Origin of the sequence: Flavobacterium sp. (assembly GCF_027531905.1) — a bacterium.
In the GTDB taxonomy this organism is placed as follows: domain Bacteria; phylum Bacteroidota; class Bacteroidia; order Flavobacteriales; family Flavobacteriaceae; genus Flavobacterium.
In genome coordinates this window covers 69,319-86,194 of sequence record NZ_JAPZSU010000003.1, presented here as the reverse complement: position 1 = coordinate 86,194, position 16,876 = coordinate 69,319, and the positions used below count along the sequence as shown (strand labels likewise).

The window sequence follows — 16,876 nt, the reverse complement described above, 5'->3', positions numbered from 1 at the left end:
ATACTTAAAATTCGTAAATTATGACTACAAAAAAAAGAATCCGGAAGCATTAAGGGAAAATAAAATCCTACATCAAGCCAAACGGGAAGTTCTAGGTTTTGAAGAATTACTATCACGCTTTGAGCGCACGGTTTCTGTCTTGGGGAGAAGTCGAAGCACTTTTGAAAACTATGCGCGTCACTTGGCGGCGATTTCGCTTCATTTTGGTACAATCCCCACCGAGCTTGATTCAGAACAAGTACAAGACTACTTGTTTTTGCAACAAAAAAAGTCCAAAACGCCCTCGCAAACCTATTTTAAACATTGCGTGTATGGACTACGTTTTTTACTCAAATCCGAGGGCATTCCGTACGAGTACCTTCGATTACCCTCGATAAAGCACGAGAGAAAGCTACCTGTGGTGTTGAGCAAAGAAGAAGTTTGGGCCATGCTACAAAACGCCAAATTGCTGAAACATCGCATTCTTATTGGTTTGCTTTATGGTTGTGGCTTGCGCTGTATGGAAGCGCGTTCGGTGCGTTTGCAAGATTTGGATTTCGATAGAAAACAACTCAAAGTAGTGCAAGGTAAAGGCAAAAAAGACCGCTATGTACCACTTTCAGAACACTTAATTCGAGGGCTCAAAAAATACATCGAAGCCGAAAAACCACAAGATTTTCTTTTCAATGGTCAGCCTATGGAAAGGGCTGGAGGGGATTTTGACAATCGATATTCTCAGCGAGGCGTACAATGGGTCATTAAGCAAACCGTTAAGGCAGCGGGTATCCAAAAAGAAGTTTGTGTACATACACTGCGACACTCCTATGCTACGCATCTGCTCGAAGACGGCATGGATATTATGACCCTGAAAGACCTTTTGGGACATCAAAGCATCGAAACCACGATGGAGTATCTGCACATTGCGCAACTCGAGAGTCAACGCATTTTTAGCCCACTCGATACGTTGTTTGCCAAGTGCAGCCCGAAGTAGCCTGCACTGAGCCAAGTCGAATAGCCTGCACTGAGCCAAGTCGAAGTGAAGTAGCCGATATACTGCGAAAAGTAGGTTCAAAAATCGAAAATTATGGACTCAATACTTGGCAGCTTCGTACGCTTTATGCCCTAAAAAAATGTCGGACAGCCGCGTTAGGCGGTCATATCGATGCTTGTGATGGCTGTGGCAATTTGAGCATTAGCTATAACTCGTGTCGCAATCGGCATTGTCCTAAGTGTCAGGGTAACAAACGCGAAGATTGGATACAAGCCCGAAGCACGGAACTCTTGCCTGTTCCTTATTTCCACGTGGTTTTTACTTTGCCTGACAGCATCAACGCTTTGGCGATTCACAATCCAAAAGTAGTGTATGATACCCTCTTTGAAGCAACTTGGGAAACCCTGCAACACTTTGGCAAAGCCAAAGAACTGCAAATGGGAATGATTGCCGTTTTGCATACATGGGGACAACAATTGAGTTTGCATCCTCACCTGCATTGTATTGTGCCTGGTGGTGGAATTGATAAAAATGCAAATTGGCAAAACTTGCGTACTGATGGAAAATTTCTGTTCCCAGTGAAAGCCATGTCTAAAGTGTTTCGGGCTAAATATTGTCAAAAACTCAAAGCAAAAGCACCTATCCACTACGAGCAAATCCGGCAGGAATTATGGCAAAAGCCTTGGGTTGTTTTTGCCAAAAAGCCCTTTGGAAGTCCAAAATCGGTAGTGGAATATTTAGGGAGATATACCCACAAAATCGCTATTAGTAACCAAAGAATCAAGAGCATTGACAATGAAAACGTAACTTTTGATTATAAAGACTATCGCGCTGATGGTTTTAAAAAGCAAATGACTCTTACACATCAGGAGTTCATCAGGCGCTTTGCGTTGCATATTTTGCCCAAGAGGTTTGTAAAAATAAGGCATTATGGCTTTTTGAGCAGTACTTGGAAGCGTCAAAAACTACAACTCTTACGGGAGAAACTCCAGGTAAAAGTGTTGGAAAAAGTAGAAAAAAAGCCTTTTTTACCCAAATGCCCTTGCTGTAAAACAGGCAATTTACACCGAATAGCGGTTTTTGACTACCGTGGCCCGCCTGCTTGGTATCTTGGCTGTAGCCAAAATTCGAATCCCTGTGAAAATTGATTTTACGGGTAAGGGATTTTATGCTCCTATGTGAAGGAAAACACGAAAAAAACCAATGAAAACCTACTCCCCAAAAAAAAAGAGGCGCAATTGCCTCTTGTATTCTCTCTCAAAACTTTACGATAACTCCATAGTGTTGACGGATTTGTAATCGGTTCCGTTCAACACGGGTTTCATTGTTCGGCTTGCAGCCGCAACGAAACCCTAGCTGTTCTATGACATTTTTTTATTTTAGGCTTGACTTCTATTTTAATTTTAGTCTAGAAAATAAAATGAAAGCTAGAATTCTTTGAATGCATTGAAATACTGCATAACAGATTAAAAAGATATTCTGCTTTGAATTATGTAACTATTGAAGAATTTAGCAATCAAATTAATTACAAAAACGTAGTTTAACTTAATGTGTAATTTTTATTTGCATATCCATTATATACAATTAACTAAATAAACAATACTATGGGAATAATTACAAATTCTGAAAAAGACGGACTTACTAATCCACCAGGAACGCCATTAGAGACAACAGTAGTCGTATCTGAAATTGGAAGTATTAATTTTGGTGAGACTTTTAAACAGCCTTTGCCAACTTTAAATCAGGCTATAATGACTGGAAATGGTTTGGAAATTACAGCTGTTGTCTTAGTTAGAACAACATTAAGTGCAAATGATTTAAAGCCTAAAATAAATCAGCAATTCACAATAGGTAGTTACGGAGAAAACCAACTCCAATTTTTTATTTACTGTGATGAAGAACAACTTAAAGCAATTATTGATAGTAATAAAATAACTGATGGTGAAACAGTTGATAACACATATCAAGTTTTTAAAGTTGAGTTTACTACTACAGATGAAACAGGTTTCCCTACTATGCCTGAAGATATTAAAAATAAAGATATATTTACAGGGATAGATGTTAAATTAGAACACATTAAACAAGTACAAACTTTCCTTTGGAATATAGATCCTAAGACTTCAAGAGGGACTGTTACGACTGTACAAACAACAGATTGATTTTTTTTTTTTGAAGTACGAAATATGTTTACTCATCCAATCCGTTCGTTTTTTCTTCTAGCGTTTACATTATTTTGCAATCTAAATTTTTCTCAAGAAAGTGACAAACAAATGATGTTATTAGAAAGAATCAATAGATGTAGAGGAGTTGAACAAAACTTTAATAAAACAAAGTATTTTTTCTTTAAAGAAAGGTGGGATTCAGTAATTGTTTATTCTTCCAAAGCAATATCCCATAATACTAGCAAGGAAATTTTAAATTTTACTTATTATATGAGAGGTTACAGTTTTATGAAAAAAAAACTGTTCAAAGAAACTCAAAAAGAATATAGTGCTGTAACTATAGATTTTCCCCTTTACAATTTGATAATTAGAAATTTAGGAGGTATCGCTTTAGAACAGAGAAAATATAAATTAGCTATTCATTATTTTGAAAAACTAAATACTCTTCCAAAAAAAAATGATAGTTATTTAAAAAAAAGCTCAGTAATTCACGATCTTGGTTTGTGTTATTTTCATTTAAAAGAATTTGAAAAGGCAGAGAACTATTTGTTAAAAGGTGCTGCATTACAAAAAAAGGAAAACGACACGTTGTTGTTGATTAGTTCCTATATGGATATTGCCAATCTCTATTACGAGCAATACAAAGACAGTCAGGCCATTCCTTATTTTGAAAAAGCTTATGCCTTGTCCCAAAAAATAAAAAAATTTGAGATAAAACAAAACGCAGCTTTGAATATGGCGGTTGTGGAAGAAAACAGAAAAGATCTTACAAAAGCTATGCTGTATCGAAAAGAATATGATACATGGAAGGACTCCGTAAATAATCAAAACAAAATATGGGCTGTAGCAGAAACAGAAAAAAATATGCTATAAGCCAGAAACAAAAAGAAATACAACTACTAGAGTCTGAAAATAAAGTAAAGGTTTCGCAACGAAATGGTTTTGTCGCTTCTTCAATTTTATTCTTATTACTTTTTGGGACAGCTTTTTACTTTTATAATCAAAAAAGTAAAACCAATAAAATTATTGAGGCTCAAAAAGAAGATTTAGATGCTTTAAACGCTACCAAAGACAAACTTTTCTCCATTGTTAGTCACGATTTGCGTTCCTCTGTCAATATGCTGAAAGTCACCAATACAAAGTTGCTAAAAGATATTGCAAATCGGGATTATGAGGCATTAGACAAAATTGTACATAAAAATGCGGCGATTACCAACAGTACTTTTAATCTATTAGAAAACCTGCTGCATTGGGCAACGCTACAAACGCAGCAATTGTATTTTCATATCGAATCTGTTGACTTATATTCTGTCATCCAACAAATAGAGTACAATTATAAACCCTTATTTGAAAACAAAAACCTTGTTTTTACGAATACTATTCCAAAAGCTACTCAGGTACTGGCAGATTTAAATTCTTTGAAAATAATTCTTCGTAACCTGCTCGATAATGCTATTAAATTTTCAAACGAAAATGGAACAATCTCTGCCTATATTGATGTTAAAAATGATGCTTTTCATTACCTCATCATTGAAGATACAGGAATAGGAATGGATGAGGAAACAAGGACAAATTTACTCAAAGAAGGAAATTTCCTCAACAAAAAGAAAAACCAAAAAGGAATTGGTACTGGCTTAGGTTTACAACTTTGTAAATCGATGATTCAAAAAAACAATGGTGTCTTTACTATCGAAAGCATTGAAAATAGTGGTACAAAAATGATCATCGGACTTCCTAAATACAAATCTAATGGATAAAATAAACATTCTCATTATTGAAGATACTCCTGAAGAAGCTACTGCACTGCAAGAAGTATTAGAAGAAAATAATTATAATGTAGTTGGAATTGCCAATTCTTATCAGGAAGCTTTATCCTTATTCTACAAATTACCTATAGATCTAGTTATCATTGATGTTTTTTTAGAAGGGAATCCAGATGGTATTACTTTTGCTGAAACTATTTCGACTATACCTAATGCTTTAAAACCTTTCGTTTTTTTAACCAGTTCTATAGACAGACAAATTTTTGAAAGAGCCAAACTAACCAAACCTTATAGTTTTTTACTAAAGCCTTTCAATGGGTTAGAAACTTTATATGCCATGGAAATGGCTTTAGAAAAATTTTATGATCAATCTAATGTTTTTATCAACGATCATCAAGATACTATAATAAGTGAGTGCTATCTTTTCATAAAAAAGAAAAACGCCTTAAACAAAGTAAAAATAAGCGACATTATTTACATTGATGTAGAAGATCGCTATTGTAATATCATCACAAAACAAGAGAAATTTGTCATTCAAATCTCCCTAGGAAAAATAAAAGAGTTATTATGCAGTAAAACCTTTGTACAAACCCATCGAAAATACATTGTAAATACCAATACTATCGAAAAAATTATTCTTGAGGATAATTTATTGATTTTAGAGGGAAATCACCAAGTCACGTTTAGTGGAAAATATAAAGAAACAATAAAAAGTTTCACAATTTTGAAATAAGGAATTGTTACCTCCAACCATTTAAAATCTTCTCCATCGGGAAGATTTTTTATTTTATAATGTTTTGTAAATAATATTCACACCTCTTTTTCTTTCCATTCACAACAGAGAGTCTTCCATTCACAACATCTTTTTCATTTATCTCTTATTCAAGAACTAATTTTATCTCAGAAAACAAAACCTAGCGCTAGAGAGTAGTTTTCATGAGTTCTTAAAAACAGCAAACTAAACTACACACAACTCATAGGTGTTTACCTTAATTATAGATAAAGTTTAAAGAAATAAACTGTTTTTAAGAATATTTAAAAAATTAAAACAGTGGAGCAGAACCCACTTTAAAAAACGAACCTTTCTGCAAAGGGTAATTGTAGGGGCGGAAACTGAAAAGCCTTATGAGTAGGTATTAAATTATGAAAATATGTCAAGTAAATGTATGTTTAAAATATCTAATAAAACCAATCAATCAATAACGTTAAGAATTGATTCTTTTGCTCATTTAACGGATAATGGTAAAATGATTCATGATCATCCTGTAATTCCATCAAGTAAGGAGACTGATTATGTTTTGACTTCCACAACAAACCATGATGGTGAAATAAAGTTGAGTTTAATTGGAGGAGAAAAGGCTATTATACTGGGGGAAATTTATATTAAGAATATAAAACACCCTGGTGATAGCGGGGCACTTGTTTCGAGATCCACTGCGGAAGGTGTTGATGTTCAGTGTACTGGTGTTGGGCGTGATGACAAGAGTCGTATTATAACCGCAATTATAAGTCAAGTGAAGCAGTTAGCATAGTTATAAAACGGCTTTCGTGGTTGCTAGCATCTTTGTTAGCATAGCTCGGATGAATTTAAAATCACATTATAATTCAATACTGTTTTCCGCTGGCTTATCTTTATTTCAACAGGTTCATCAGGCTTTTGCAACCTAACAAAATTCTAAGACTCTACAATCATCTATAAAATAAACCATTCGAGCAGAACACTTAAATAAACGAACCTTTCTGTAAGGGTTAATTGCAGGGTAGGAATCCGAATAACCTGATGAGTAGGAAGTAAATTAACTTATAGAGATTTGAGTATTCTATAAAATATATAGTACCCCAATGGCGCAGTTTTGTCTTCAATCTAAAGGTTAGCGCAGGCATTTGCCTGTGCCCACAACAGTGAGCAGACATTTAAAGTAAAAAAGTTGTAGTTGTAAAAAGACTACAACTTTTTTGTTTAATTTTAAAACAAAAACGGCAACAAAGTATAAAGTAACTATTACTGATGAAGCCTATTTTGTAGCCATAACAACAGTAGGTTGGATGGATGTATTTACGAGGTTAAATCAAAAAAATAATATTATAAAGTATTGCAATATTGTCAAGAAAACAAAGGTTTAGAGATTTATGGTTATCATGCGGAACACATTTTTAGCAATAAATTTATTAAGCAAAAAGTAGACTATATTCATTTTAATCCTGTAAAAGATAAAATAGTGACACTACCTGAAGATTATTATTTCAGTTCCGCTAGAAATTATGGAGGTTTGGATAAATGAATTAACTGCAATTTTGTTAGATTTTTTTTGAAGTTTGCTATTGGAGTGGGCACAGATGAATATCTGCGCTAACCTATTGTGGCATATCGGCACAGACGGGAATACAAAGAAATCATAAAAAGTTTTACCATTTGAAATAGCCTTTTATTCTCTCTAACTACTTAGAAATCTTCTCCAAAGGGAAGATTTTTTATTTTATACTGATTTGTAAATTACATTCACACCTCTTTTTCTTTCCATTCACAACAGAGAGTCTTCCATTCACAACATCTTTCTCATTTACCTCTTATTCAAGAATTAATTTTATCTCAGAAAACAAAACCTAGCGCTAAAAAGTAGATTTCGTAAGTTCTAAAAATAGCAATCTAAACTACACACAACCCACAGTTAATTAACTGATTATAGAGGTGTAATAAGGAGTAAAACTATTTTTTAGAATATACAAAAATTAAAACAGTGGAGCAGAACCCACTTTAAGAAACGAACCTTTCTGCAAAGGGTAATTGTAGTGGAGGAAACCGAAAAGCCTGATGAGTAGGAGTAAATACAATAAATTAAAATGGCAGAAAATAAAGTTGCAAAAATTTGCATACGAAACGATGCAAAATATCCGATTGCAGAAATTGCAGTAATTCAATGGCAAGAAGCTGGATACTTCAAAGATATAACCACAAAATTTACCGCTGAATACAAAAAGGGTCAAGAACTTAATCTTGAATTTGAAATTGTTTACGATAGTAAACATACCAACTATTGGGCAGTAGCGTACCGAAACTTGCATGATACAGTTCTTCAATACCTAGTTTCTGATCTATCATTCGTACAAAAATTTGAAAGTGAGGTAATAAAAGCAATGGATGACGCAATTGGAGCAGCTATCGATATCGTCACAGATAGCCCTTTGGGAACTGTAGCAGCTGAGGCTGCAAACATTGCTGTCGAAGCCATATTTGCCTCTAAAAGCGGCAAGGCAATTATTAAAAGTGACATCGATGAAACAGCATTTAAAATCATCCTTAATAAAGATCGGAGAACCTATTATATTGGCAAAAAGAATTGTTACGTGAGTTGTTATTACCCAACGAAAGTTATAGTAAGTGAAATAGCTTGAATTGCAAATATTCAGCTAATAATGGACACCCCTATTATTTTTACTATTGATTTTAATATATAGGTTTGCATGTACTTAAAGGCGTTTAGATGTCCAAGCCAAATTCGATTATAAAAAGAGGCTGTCCGAAAAGCATTGCCTCTCTTAAGTTTTTTTATCGAAACAATTCTTTCACCTCATTAATATCAAACGATTTTTTCTCGTCATCTATCGAGATAATGCTCGAGGCTACCGTTTTCTTTTTTTGTTGTAAGGAAACGATTTTTTCTTCGATGGTATCTTTGCAAATCATTCGATACGCCATCACTTTTTTGGTTTGTCCAATGCGGTAACAACGGTCGATGGCTTGATTTTCCACGGCGGGATTCCACCACGGGTCAATGATAAACACATAATCGGCTTCGGTAAGATTGAGTCCCGTTCCGCCCGCTTTTAGGCTAATTAAAAACACTCTTATGTTCTTGTTGTTCTGAAAATTTTCTACCCGATCTTGTCTGTTGGTGGTTTGTCCATCCAGATATTCATATTGAATGTGTTCTTCATCGAGGCGGGTTTTTACAATTTGAAGCATTTTTACAAATTGGGAAAAGACCAAAATTTTATGATTTCCTGTTTTTTCTTTGATATTTTCGATTAATGTTTCCAATTTTATTGAATAATCTCCAAAATCTTCTTCGGATGGAATCAATGCGGTCGAATTGCATATTTGTCTCAATTTGGTCAATCCGTCCAAGATGTACATTTGTGATTTTTCGACACCATTTTCGTCAATTTTGTTCAACAAATAATCACGATATTGATTTTTAAAAGTATCATACACTTTACGTTGTTCGTTGCCCATTTCACAAAAAATAATGCTTTCGGTTTTTTCGGGCAATTCGGTAGCCACTTGCTCTTTGGTTCGGCGAAGCATAAAGGGCGCAATGATTTTGCCCAAAAGTTGTGAGGCATCAAAATCTTTTTCCTTATCAATAGCATCCGAAAAGTTGTTTTTAAAATGGGTCATATTGCCCAATAAACCTGGATTTAGGAAATTGAGTTGCGCATACAAATCGAAGGTGTTGTTCTCTATAGGTGTACCTGTAAGTACAATTTTGTTGTGCGAATGCAATAATCGTACGGCTTTGTATCGCTTAGAATTTGGATTTTTGATAGCTTGACTTTCGTCCAAAATAACATAATTGAATTTAAAATCTTTCAAAAATTCGACATCGTTCAGCAACGATCCGTAGGTAGAAATAATCAAATCGTATTTGTTAAAATTATTTTTGTTTTCAATTCGGTTTGCCCCCGTAAAAACCAATAATTTTAGGGTTGGACAAAACTTTTCGATTTCGTTTTTCCAGTTAAAAATTAACGAAGTAGGCGCAATGATCAACGAAGGTAAACATTTTGGATTTGTTACTTTTGAATGTTGCAAAAACGCAATGGTTTGCAAGGTTTTGCCCAGTCCCATATCATCTGCCAGGCAACCACCTAATTGATTTTTGTCTAAAAAAGCCAGCCAATTGAGCCCGTGGTGTTGGTAATCTCTCAATTTGGCTTTGATACCTTTTGGTATGGCAATAGGTTCAATTTCGGAAATGTTTTGCAAACGCATTTTCTTGTTGTACAATTCTTCTAGAAAAGTAGGTTTGCTTTCTAATTCATCATACAATTCGTCGATAATCCCAAATTGATAATTCGAAATCTGAACGCCGTTTTTCTTAATTTCTCCCGTTTTAAAATAGTTGGCAAACTTTTTCATCCACTCTTCGGGTAGGATTCCGAGTGTGCCATCGCCAAGTGTAACATAGTTTGATTTTTTCAAAAACGCTTTCTGCAATTCTTTTATGCCTACTTTTTGATTGCCAAAACTAATGTCAATTTCAATGTCAAACCAATCAATGTCTGATTTCAAATTCACTCGAATAACCGGTTTGTTCAGATTGAATTTGAAAGATTTTAAGTCATTCGCCCCAAAGACGGTAATGCCTAACTGCTTCATTCTTTCGGTGGCGTGGAGCATCCAATAACTCTCAAAAAGTTGCTCGGGTGTAAGAAAAAAAAGTTCCTCTTGCGTTTGAAATGCAGAATGTAAACCTTTAAATTCTTCTATGAAATTATCTTCAAATGCTTGATTGCGTTCTTGATAGGAGTTGGTTTCTTTGTTAAATAAAAATTCCGAAGATTGTACGGAAACCAATTGATTAGGATATTTTACTGCTAGTTTGAAGGTTATAAATTCACCTTCAAAATCAGTCAAATAGACTTGTTTTTCTAGTCCGTTTTCGTTGATTTTTTCTTTTTCTTTTTTGAAAACTGTTGTTTGAACTTCAAATTTTTCGGATAGTGGTTGGACTATTTTTTCAAAAAAATCAGGAGTCTCTTTCTTCAGATAATTCACTTCGGCAAAATTGCTGAAATGATTAAGGTAAATAGAAAGTTTTGCATCGTATATAGGGATAATTACGCCCTCAACAAAGATGAACAAAGGCGTGATTTGCAAAGCTGCCGCATCGAGATTGTAGTTTTTGTCGTTTAGCGAAACTTTTGCTTTTAGGGTATAAAAATGAGGCGTTTCGGTGATGATAAAAAACAATTTTATCGTTCTATTGTCATAAACACAAGCTTCTAAGTTTTTGCGAACCAAATTGTTTTTGGAGTCATAAACATAACTATAACTATTTTGTAAAATATCCATCAGTTCTTGGTTAGAAGCAATGGCTTTTTTTAAATAATTGACATCTTTAGTTGATTTGTATTTTGACAACAATTTGTTGATTTGCATTGTTTTTATAATCAATCGTTGTTCTTGATCGGAGCTGTAGATTGTTAATGCATCTTCAATATTATAATAGTTGACTCTGGTGATTGAAGAAGAAAAGTCTGTTCTTGTTTTGTTGTACTTGGCTTGAAACAGAAAGAGCTGTTCGAATTTTTTTCTTTCAAATTCAAGACAAACTCCCAAGCCAAAATCATTATCTCTTCCGTCTAAATACGGAAGATTTATCGTGGTGTTGATTATCTCGGCTTTAAAAACTTTTGAAAAATCTCTAGAATCTGTTGTAATGTTTTTGGCTTTAGATTTGGTTTCAAAGCCTTTGGGGGTTATTTTAAAACTAAAGATACTATTATAATCATCCTCAATAGTAAAGCCGTATTTTGCAATTGCATCTTTTGCTTTTTCTTCCATATAATTTTTGGCAAACAAATTATTGCCAAAAACGTTCTCTATTTCTTGTAGTGCACTTCCGATATGTTCACATTTTTTTTTTGTTTTGGAACAATTGCATTCAAATTCTAAAACTTCTGTTTCAGGATTGTATTGAAACTTTTGCTCACCTGAACCCCAACCCGTATTTTTTGTAACTACTTCTGTTTGTGAAGCGGCAACAATTCGGTAGTCTTCATAACCATAACCACGGTATCTTGGAGCAATTGTGTTATCATTAATTATTTTTGAAGTAATAATTCCTTCTTTTAAATGAATTTGATTGGGTTTGAGTTTGGTTGTCGAAATAGGAAGTTCTTCAAATAAAGTATAGTTTTTTTCTGTAGTAGGACTTGTTATTTGAATCTCTTTTGAAATTGTATCACTATATGTTTCAATTACAATTTTTAATGAAGCAATAATATGTTTACAAATGCCAGGATAGGTATAAGAATAAGGACAAGTGCAAGAAGTGTCAATCGTGTCTTTTTCAAAAACAATTTGTATTTCGTAATCACCATAATTTCCCTCACAATCGAATTTAAATGTGTTTTCAGAAAAACTGCTAATTTCAGGATAAACATAATTAGAATTACTTCTTGAATTCGGGTTGCTATTGGCTTTGATGAATTTTTGGATTGTCTTAATGTCCATTTAATACTATTTTTTTCAAATGTATTGAAAGAATGTTTCTTGAAAAAGATAATTACAAAAAAACTGAAGCATTATTGCTTCGGTTCTATAATTGAATTAAGTTTTTTTGTAAATCGACAGAACTTTCGTTCCCCTTTTTTGGGTTAGGAGGCTATCAATCCTGCTCTTTTCAAAAGCGCATCCGCCTTTGGTTCTTGCCCTCTAAAACGTTTGTAAAGTTCCATTGGTAATTCGGTACCGCCTTTTGAAAGTACGTTGTCTTTGAATTTTGTCGCCACTTCTTTATTGAAAATGCCTTTTTCTTGAAAATAAGCAAAGGCATCGGCATCGAGCACTTCAGCCCATTTGTAGCTGTAATATCCAGACGAATAACCGCCTGCAAAAATATGGGAGAAGGAAACCGACATACAGTTTTCGGCTACATCTGGATATAATGAAGTGCCTTCAAAAGCTGTTTTTTCAAACGCTTTAATGTCAGTAATGGCGTTTGGATTGTTACTATGAAAGGCCATATCTAAAATACCAAAACTCAATTGGCGAAGTGTAGCCATTCCTTCTTGGAAACTAGCGCTTTCTTTTATCTTGTCGACATATTCTTGTGGAATAATTTCGTCCGTTTCATAATGTTTCGCAAATAATGCCAGTGCTTCTGGTTCGTAACACCAGTTTTCCATCACCTGACTTGGTAGTTCCACAAAATCCCAATACACTGAGGTTCCTGACAAACTTGGATAAATAGTGTTGGCCAACATACCGTGTAAGCCGTGACCAAATTCGTGAAATAAAGTTGTTACTTCATTAAATGTTAGTAATGAAGGTTTGGTGGCAGTTGGCTTGGTGAAATTACAAACATTAGAAATGTGTGGTCTTTCATTGACACCGTCTTTGATGTATTGCGATTTGAAAGAAGTCATCCAAGCACCGTTTCGTTTGCCTTTTCTTGGGAAAAAATCAGCGTAGAAAATAGCCACGAGTTCTCCAAACTCATCTTTCACTTCATAGGTGGTTACTTCTTCGTGGTATTTATCGATGTCGAAAACCTCAGTAAAAATCAATCCAAATAATTTATTGGCTATAGTAAACGCGCCGTTCAAAACGTTTTCTAATTGAAAATAAGGTTTTAGCTTTTCGTCATCCAAGTTGAATAATTTTTGCTTCAATTTTTCGGCATAATAAGCGCCATCCCATTTTTCTAATTGTTCAATGCCGTCTAAATCTTTAGCGAAAGCTGATAATTCAGCAAACTCTTTTTCAGCAGCTGGTTTGGCTTTGGTCAACAAATCATTCAAAAACGATTTGACTTTGTCGGGATGTTGCGCCATTCTTTCTTCCAAGACAAAATGAGAATGCGTTTCATATCCCAATAAATTAGCTCTTCCGAAGCGTAACTTAGCAATTTTTAAGGCAATGGATTGATTGTCGAATTCGTTATTTTGAAAGGCTTTTTTACCAGCAGCGATGGCGATTTCTTTTCGCAATTCACGATTGTCGGCATAGGTCACAAATGGAATGTAACTTGGAAAATCCAAAGTAAAAATCCAACCCTCCAAATCCTTGCTTTTGGCCAATGCACTAGCTGCTTCGATGGCGCCTTCTGGTAAACCTTTCAAATCGGCTTCGTTGGTTAGATGCAATTGGTAGTTGTTGGTTTCAGCCAAAACATTTTCACTGAAAGTTAGTTTGAGTTTAGCCAATTCCGTGTCAATCTCGCGTAATTTTAGTTTGTCTTCTTCCGAAAGCAAGGCACCATTTCGAGAAAAACTTTTGAATTTCTTGTCTAACAATGTTGCTTGTTCGGGCGATAAATTCAAGCTGTTTTTTTGCTCGTAAACCGTTTTTATTCTTTGGAATAAAGCTTCGTTTAAGGTAATATCATTACTGAATTCGGTCAACAAAGGAGAAACTTCTTGAGCGATTTTTTGCATCTCATCGCAAGTTTCGGCGGAATTCAAATTAAAGAAAATAGACGATAAACGGTCCAAAGCATTTCCTGAAAAATCCAAGGCCTCAATAGTGTTTTCGAAGGTCGGAGCTACTGGATTGTTGATGATGGCATCAATTTCCGCTTTTGCCGCAGCGATATTTTCGATAAATGCAGGTTTATAATCCTCCAATTTTATCTGAGAAAAGGGTGCGGTATTGTATTTCGTGTTGAAGGTAGAGGTTAAAATTTCCATAGATAAGCCCCCTATCCCCCAAAGGGGGCATTGTAGGGTATTGAGTTAATAATTTTTTTTGTTTTCGGATTTTACTCCCCCTTCGGGGGTTGGGGGGCTAATCCTTCAGCTGCTTTGTTTACAGCGTCTTTCAATCCTTCTTTATAAAGGATAATTTTATCTAAAACGCATTTATCAGCACTACCGATGATTTGAGCAGCCAAGATTCCAGCGTTTTTAGCACCGTTTAAGGCCACAGTTGCTACAGGTACACCACCTGGCATTTGTAAAATCGACAATACCGAATCCCAACCATCAATAGAATTGCTTGATTTTACAGGAACACCAATTACTGGAAGTGGCGACATAGAAGCCACCATTCCTGGTAAATGCGCGGCGCCTCCCGCTCCTGCAATAATCACCGAAACACCACGTTTGTGAGCATTTTGGCTAAAATCAAATAATTTTTCTGGTGTTCTGTGTGCCGAAACAATATCGACTTCTACTGCTATATCAAATCCGTTTAGGATATCGATGGCGTCTTGCATTACCGGCATGTCCGAAATGCTTCCCATTATGATGGCTACTTTCATATCAGCCCCCTAACCCCCAAAGGGGGAATTCCTACTAGGGGTGAGTAGGGTTTGAGTTGTTATTTGTTATAGTTCTGGAATCATATTCCAAATGTCAATATTGAATTCTTCTTGAATGGCTCTCAAATAAGAGATCGAATTAATTTCATTATCGATTTTGTCTTGGAAATATTTTTTTATTTCTAAATCAGTTTGAAGCTTTCTATCATTTATTGATTCTCTTCTTCTTTTTATGTAGTTTTTTCTGTCTTCAACTCTTTTTTGATTATTTAAGTCTAATAGGATAATAAGATTATTTGCTTCATCATCATTTAGTTTAGCAAAGTATTCACCTTCATTATAAATAACTCTATCTTCAAAATTTTCAATATATGGCAATAAAATTGGTTCAATCCAATTGTTCGTTTTTCTTTGATTAGGAAGATGCTTGACTTTATACCAATTATAATAATTGTCGTTCGGCTGGTCTTTTAAGTTTGGATTGAAATGTTCAATGTCATTTGCGTCGTCAAATCCTATGTAATGTTCAGTATAAGCGCAAAATCCCTTTTGTTCTTTTAAAAGAAGTATGCCTAGTTTGGTATTATTTCCGTTAGATTTATAAGTTAAATTGTTGGAAATAATTAAAGAAGTTGGAGATTTTAATACTCTTTTCATTGATTAAAAATTATATTTATCTCCAATAGATTCAATTTCGTTTTGAAGTTTTTGTTTTACTTCTTCGTTTTTTTCAAACAGCAATTGTCTTCTTTTTTCAAGATACTCATTATACACTTTTTTGCCATATTTGTTTATATAATCAATTCCAAAATCATTATAAAGCATATCATTCGGGTCATCTCCAATTGGCGATGTTCCTCTGCGAACCGCTACTTTTCCTTCTTCATTAAAATAAAGAATAAAACGTTCGTCTGGTTCAAAAGAGGCAGCAATAAATGGAGAGTGTGTGGCTACGATAAATTGTGCTTCCGGTGCAAGATTTTTATAATAATCCATTAAATCCATTTGCATATCTGGATATAAAGAACGCTCTGGTTCATCAATTAGAATGATTGATTCTTTAGTTTTGAGTTTGTATAGAGGTAAAGCAGTTAATAAAAGGTGTTTTGTTCCTGTACTGATGTTCTTTATAGGGATGTTTTCTCCTGTAATTTTATGCTTTAATGGAATGATATTTTTAGTATTAATCAAATCGACTTCAAGTTGAATTTTACTTAGAATAAGATTGAATTTCTCAGAAAAATCAATTAATGGATTACTGTTTATTAATTTCCAATCGTCAACTTTTTTTTGTGATGAACTATCTAGGACACTTCCACTATTAATTAATTCTGTTGCGAATTGTAAAAAATTTTGTAAATATTTTAGATTGTTATCTAATAACCTTATCCAAATCTGTTCATCTATATCTTCATTAAAAGTTTGTTTGTAAATGGCTTGTTCGTTACGATTTGCGATTGATTTGTATTTCTCAATCAAGAAGATGGAGTCTTCTTCGAATATTTTGATGTTTTTGAAAGATAACAATTCAGATGTAAAGTAAAAAATACTTTCTGTTTCTTCAAATAAACATCCTAACCAAGAAGCAGATCTTTGTGTTTTGTCATAAGGAACTTTGTTTTTTAGATAGACTCCATGGATATATTCAAAGATGTCATCTCTATTATGTATTTTTAAGTTACTATTAAAATTATTAAATTTTACCCATATATTCCCATCTTGATCAATTTCAGTATTCAAGAAACCATTTATGTCTTTATTGATCAATTCCAACAAACTAGTTTTCCCGGTTGCACTCTGTCCAATAAAACAAATTTTATCCAAAGGTTGACCTTTACGATCACCACTTTGATACGTAAAATCAAAATCCAGATTTTCCAGATGTCTAAACTGATCGATATGTAATTTTGAAATTTTCATAAATTCAATTTTTACAAAGCTAATTAAAAATTATTAGGTAAATGGGCAACGAAACTAAGGACTAATCAGTAG

Annotated in this window: 13 protein-coding genes; 8 read left to right on the top strand and 5 right to left on the bottom strand. The window is 34.1% G+C overall.

Annotated features, from left to right (window positions below; all coding sequences use genetic code 11):
* The 8 genes from O9307_RS01580 to O9307_RS01545 all read left to right on the top strand — a co-directional run.
* A partial coding sequence (locus O9307_RS01580) for a tyrosine-type recombinase/integrase (protein ID WP_298294652.1) occupies nucleotides 1–970 on the top strand: 970 nt, incomplete at its 5' end.
* Between the two features lie 20 nt (nucleotides 971–990).
* On the top strand, nucleotides 991–2,118 hold the full coding sequence (locus O9307_RS01575) for an IS91 family transposase (RefSeq protein WP_298294654.1): 1,128 nt from the start codon (nucleotides 991–993) through the stop codon (nucleotides 2,116–2,118).
* A gap of 456 nt (nucleotides 2,119–2,574) precedes the next feature.
* Entirely contained in the window at nucleotides 2,575–3,129 is a 555-nt protein-coding gene (locus O9307_RS01570; protein ID WP_298294650.1) for a hypothetical protein, read from the top strand.
* 111 nt (nucleotides 3,130–3,240) lie between these two features.
* Complete coding sequence (locus O9307_RS01565; protein WP_298294648.1) at nucleotides 3,241–4,005, top strand: tetratricopeptide repeat protein; 765 nt, start codon at nucleotides 3,241–3,243, stop codon at nucleotides 4,003–4,005.
* A complete protein-coding gene (locus tag O9307_RS01560) occupies nucleotides 3,969–4,889 on the top strand; it encodes a HAMP domain-containing sensor histidine kinase (RefSeq protein WP_298294646.1) in 921 nt (306 codons plus the stop codon). The genes O9307_RS01565 and O9307_RS01560 overlap by 37 nt, the downstream gene beginning before the upstream one ends.
* Nucleotides 4,882–5,628, top strand: a complete 747-nt coding sequence (locus O9307_RS01555; protein ID WP_298294644.1) for a response regulator transcription factor — start codon at nucleotides 4,882–4,884, stop codon at nucleotides 5,626–5,628. Before O9307_RS01560 ends, O9307_RS01555 begins: the two co-directional genes overlap by 8 nt.
* 418 nt (nucleotides 5,629–6,046) lie before the next feature.
* Entirely contained in the window at nucleotides 6,047–6,427 is a 381-nt protein-coding gene (locus O9307_RS01550; RefSeq protein ID WP_298294642.1) for a hypothetical protein, read from the top strand.
* A 1,309-nt stretch (nucleotides 6,428–7,736) separates the two neighbouring features.
* Entirely contained in the window at nucleotides 7,737–8,288 is a 552-nt protein-coding gene (locus O9307_RS01545) for a hypothetical protein (protein WP_298294640.1), read from the top strand.
* Nucleotides 8,289–8,442: 154 nt separating this feature from the next.
* On the opposite strand, the gene O9307_RS01540 is transcribed toward O9307_RS01545, so the two are convergent.
* The 5 genes from O9307_RS01540 to O9307_RS01520 all read right to left on the bottom strand — a co-directional run bounded on the left by O9307_RS01540 (nucleotide 8,443) and on the right by O9307_RS01520 (nucleotide 16,804).
* Nucleotides 8,443–12,135 (bottom strand): DEAD/DEAH box helicase, encoded by a 3,693-nt coding sequence (locus O9307_RS01540; protein ID WP_298294638.1) that lies wholly within the window; start codon nucleotides 12,133–12,135, stop codon nucleotides 8,443–8,445.
* A 143-nt stretch (nucleotides 12,136–12,278) separates the two neighbouring features.
* Entirely contained in the window at nucleotides 12,279–14,312 is a 2,034-nt protein-coding gene (locus O9307_RS01535) for a M3 family metallopeptidase (RefSeq protein WP_298294636.1), read from the bottom strand.
* Between the two features lie 71 nt (nucleotides 14,313–14,383).
* On the bottom strand, nucleotides 14,384–14,884 hold the full coding sequence (gene purE, locus O9307_RS01530) for a 5-(carboxyamino)imidazole ribonucleotide mutase (protein ID WP_298294634.1): 501 nt from the start codon (nucleotides 14,882–14,884) through the stop codon (nucleotides 14,384–14,386).
* Nucleotides 14,885–14,950: 66 nt separating this feature from the next.
* Nucleotides 14,951–15,541 (bottom strand): hypothetical protein, encoded by a 591-nt coding sequence (locus tag O9307_RS01525; protein ID WP_298294632.1) that lies wholly within the window; start codon nucleotides 15,539–15,541, stop codon nucleotides 14,951–14,953.
* 3 nt (nucleotides 15,542–15,544) lie between these two features.
* On the bottom strand, nucleotides 15,545–16,804 hold the full coding sequence (locus O9307_RS01520) for an ATP-binding protein (protein WP_298294630.1): 1,260 nt from the start codon (nucleotides 16,802–16,804) through the stop codon (nucleotides 15,545–15,547).
* Nucleotides 16,805–16,876 lie beyond the last annotated feature (72 nt).

Bases quoted from the DNA above. Each gene is read 5' to 3' on its own strand.
- O9307_RS01560 (WP_298294646.1), top strand. From the start codon at position 3,969: ATGGGCTGTAGCAGAAACAGAAAAAAATATGCTATAAGCCAGAAACAA.
- O9307_RS01545 (WP_298294640.1), top strand. From the start codon at position 7,737: ATGGCAGAAAATAAAGTTGCAAAAATTTGCATACGAAACGATGCAAAA.
- O9307_RS01550 (WP_298294642.1), top strand. From the start codon at position 6,047: ATGTCAAGTAAATGTATGTTTAAAATATCTAATAAAACCAATCAATCA.
- O9307_RS01570 (WP_298294650.1), top strand. From the start codon at position 2,575: ATGGGAATAATTACAAATTCTGAAAAAGACGGACTTACTAATCCACCA.
- O9307_RS01535 (WP_298294636.1), bottom strand. From the start codon at position 14,312: ATGGAAATTTTAACCTCTACCTTCAACACGAAATACAATACCGCACCC.
- O9307_RS01540 (WP_298294638.1), bottom strand. From the start codon at position 12,135: ATGGACATTAAGACAATCCAAAAATTCATCAAAGCCAATAGCAACCCG.
- O9307_RS01520 (WP_298294630.1), bottom strand. From the start codon at position 16,804: ATGAAAATTTCAAAATTACATATCGATCAGTTTAGACATCTGGAAAAT.
- O9307_RS01565 (WP_298294648.1), top strand. From the start codon at position 3,241: ATGATGTTATTAGAAAGAATCAATAGATGTAGAGGAGTTGAACAAAAC.
- purE (WP_298294634.1), bottom strand. From the start codon at position 14,884: ATGAAAGTAGCCATCATAATGGGAAGCATTTCGGACATGCCGGTAATG.
- O9307_RS01555 (WP_298294644.1), top strand. From the start codon at position 4,882: ATGGATAAAATAAACATTCTCATTATTGAAGATACTCCTGAAGAAGCT.
- O9307_RS01525 (WP_298294632.1), bottom strand. From the start codon at position 15,541: ATGAAAAGAGTATTAAAATCTCCAACTTCTTTAATTATTTCCAACAAT.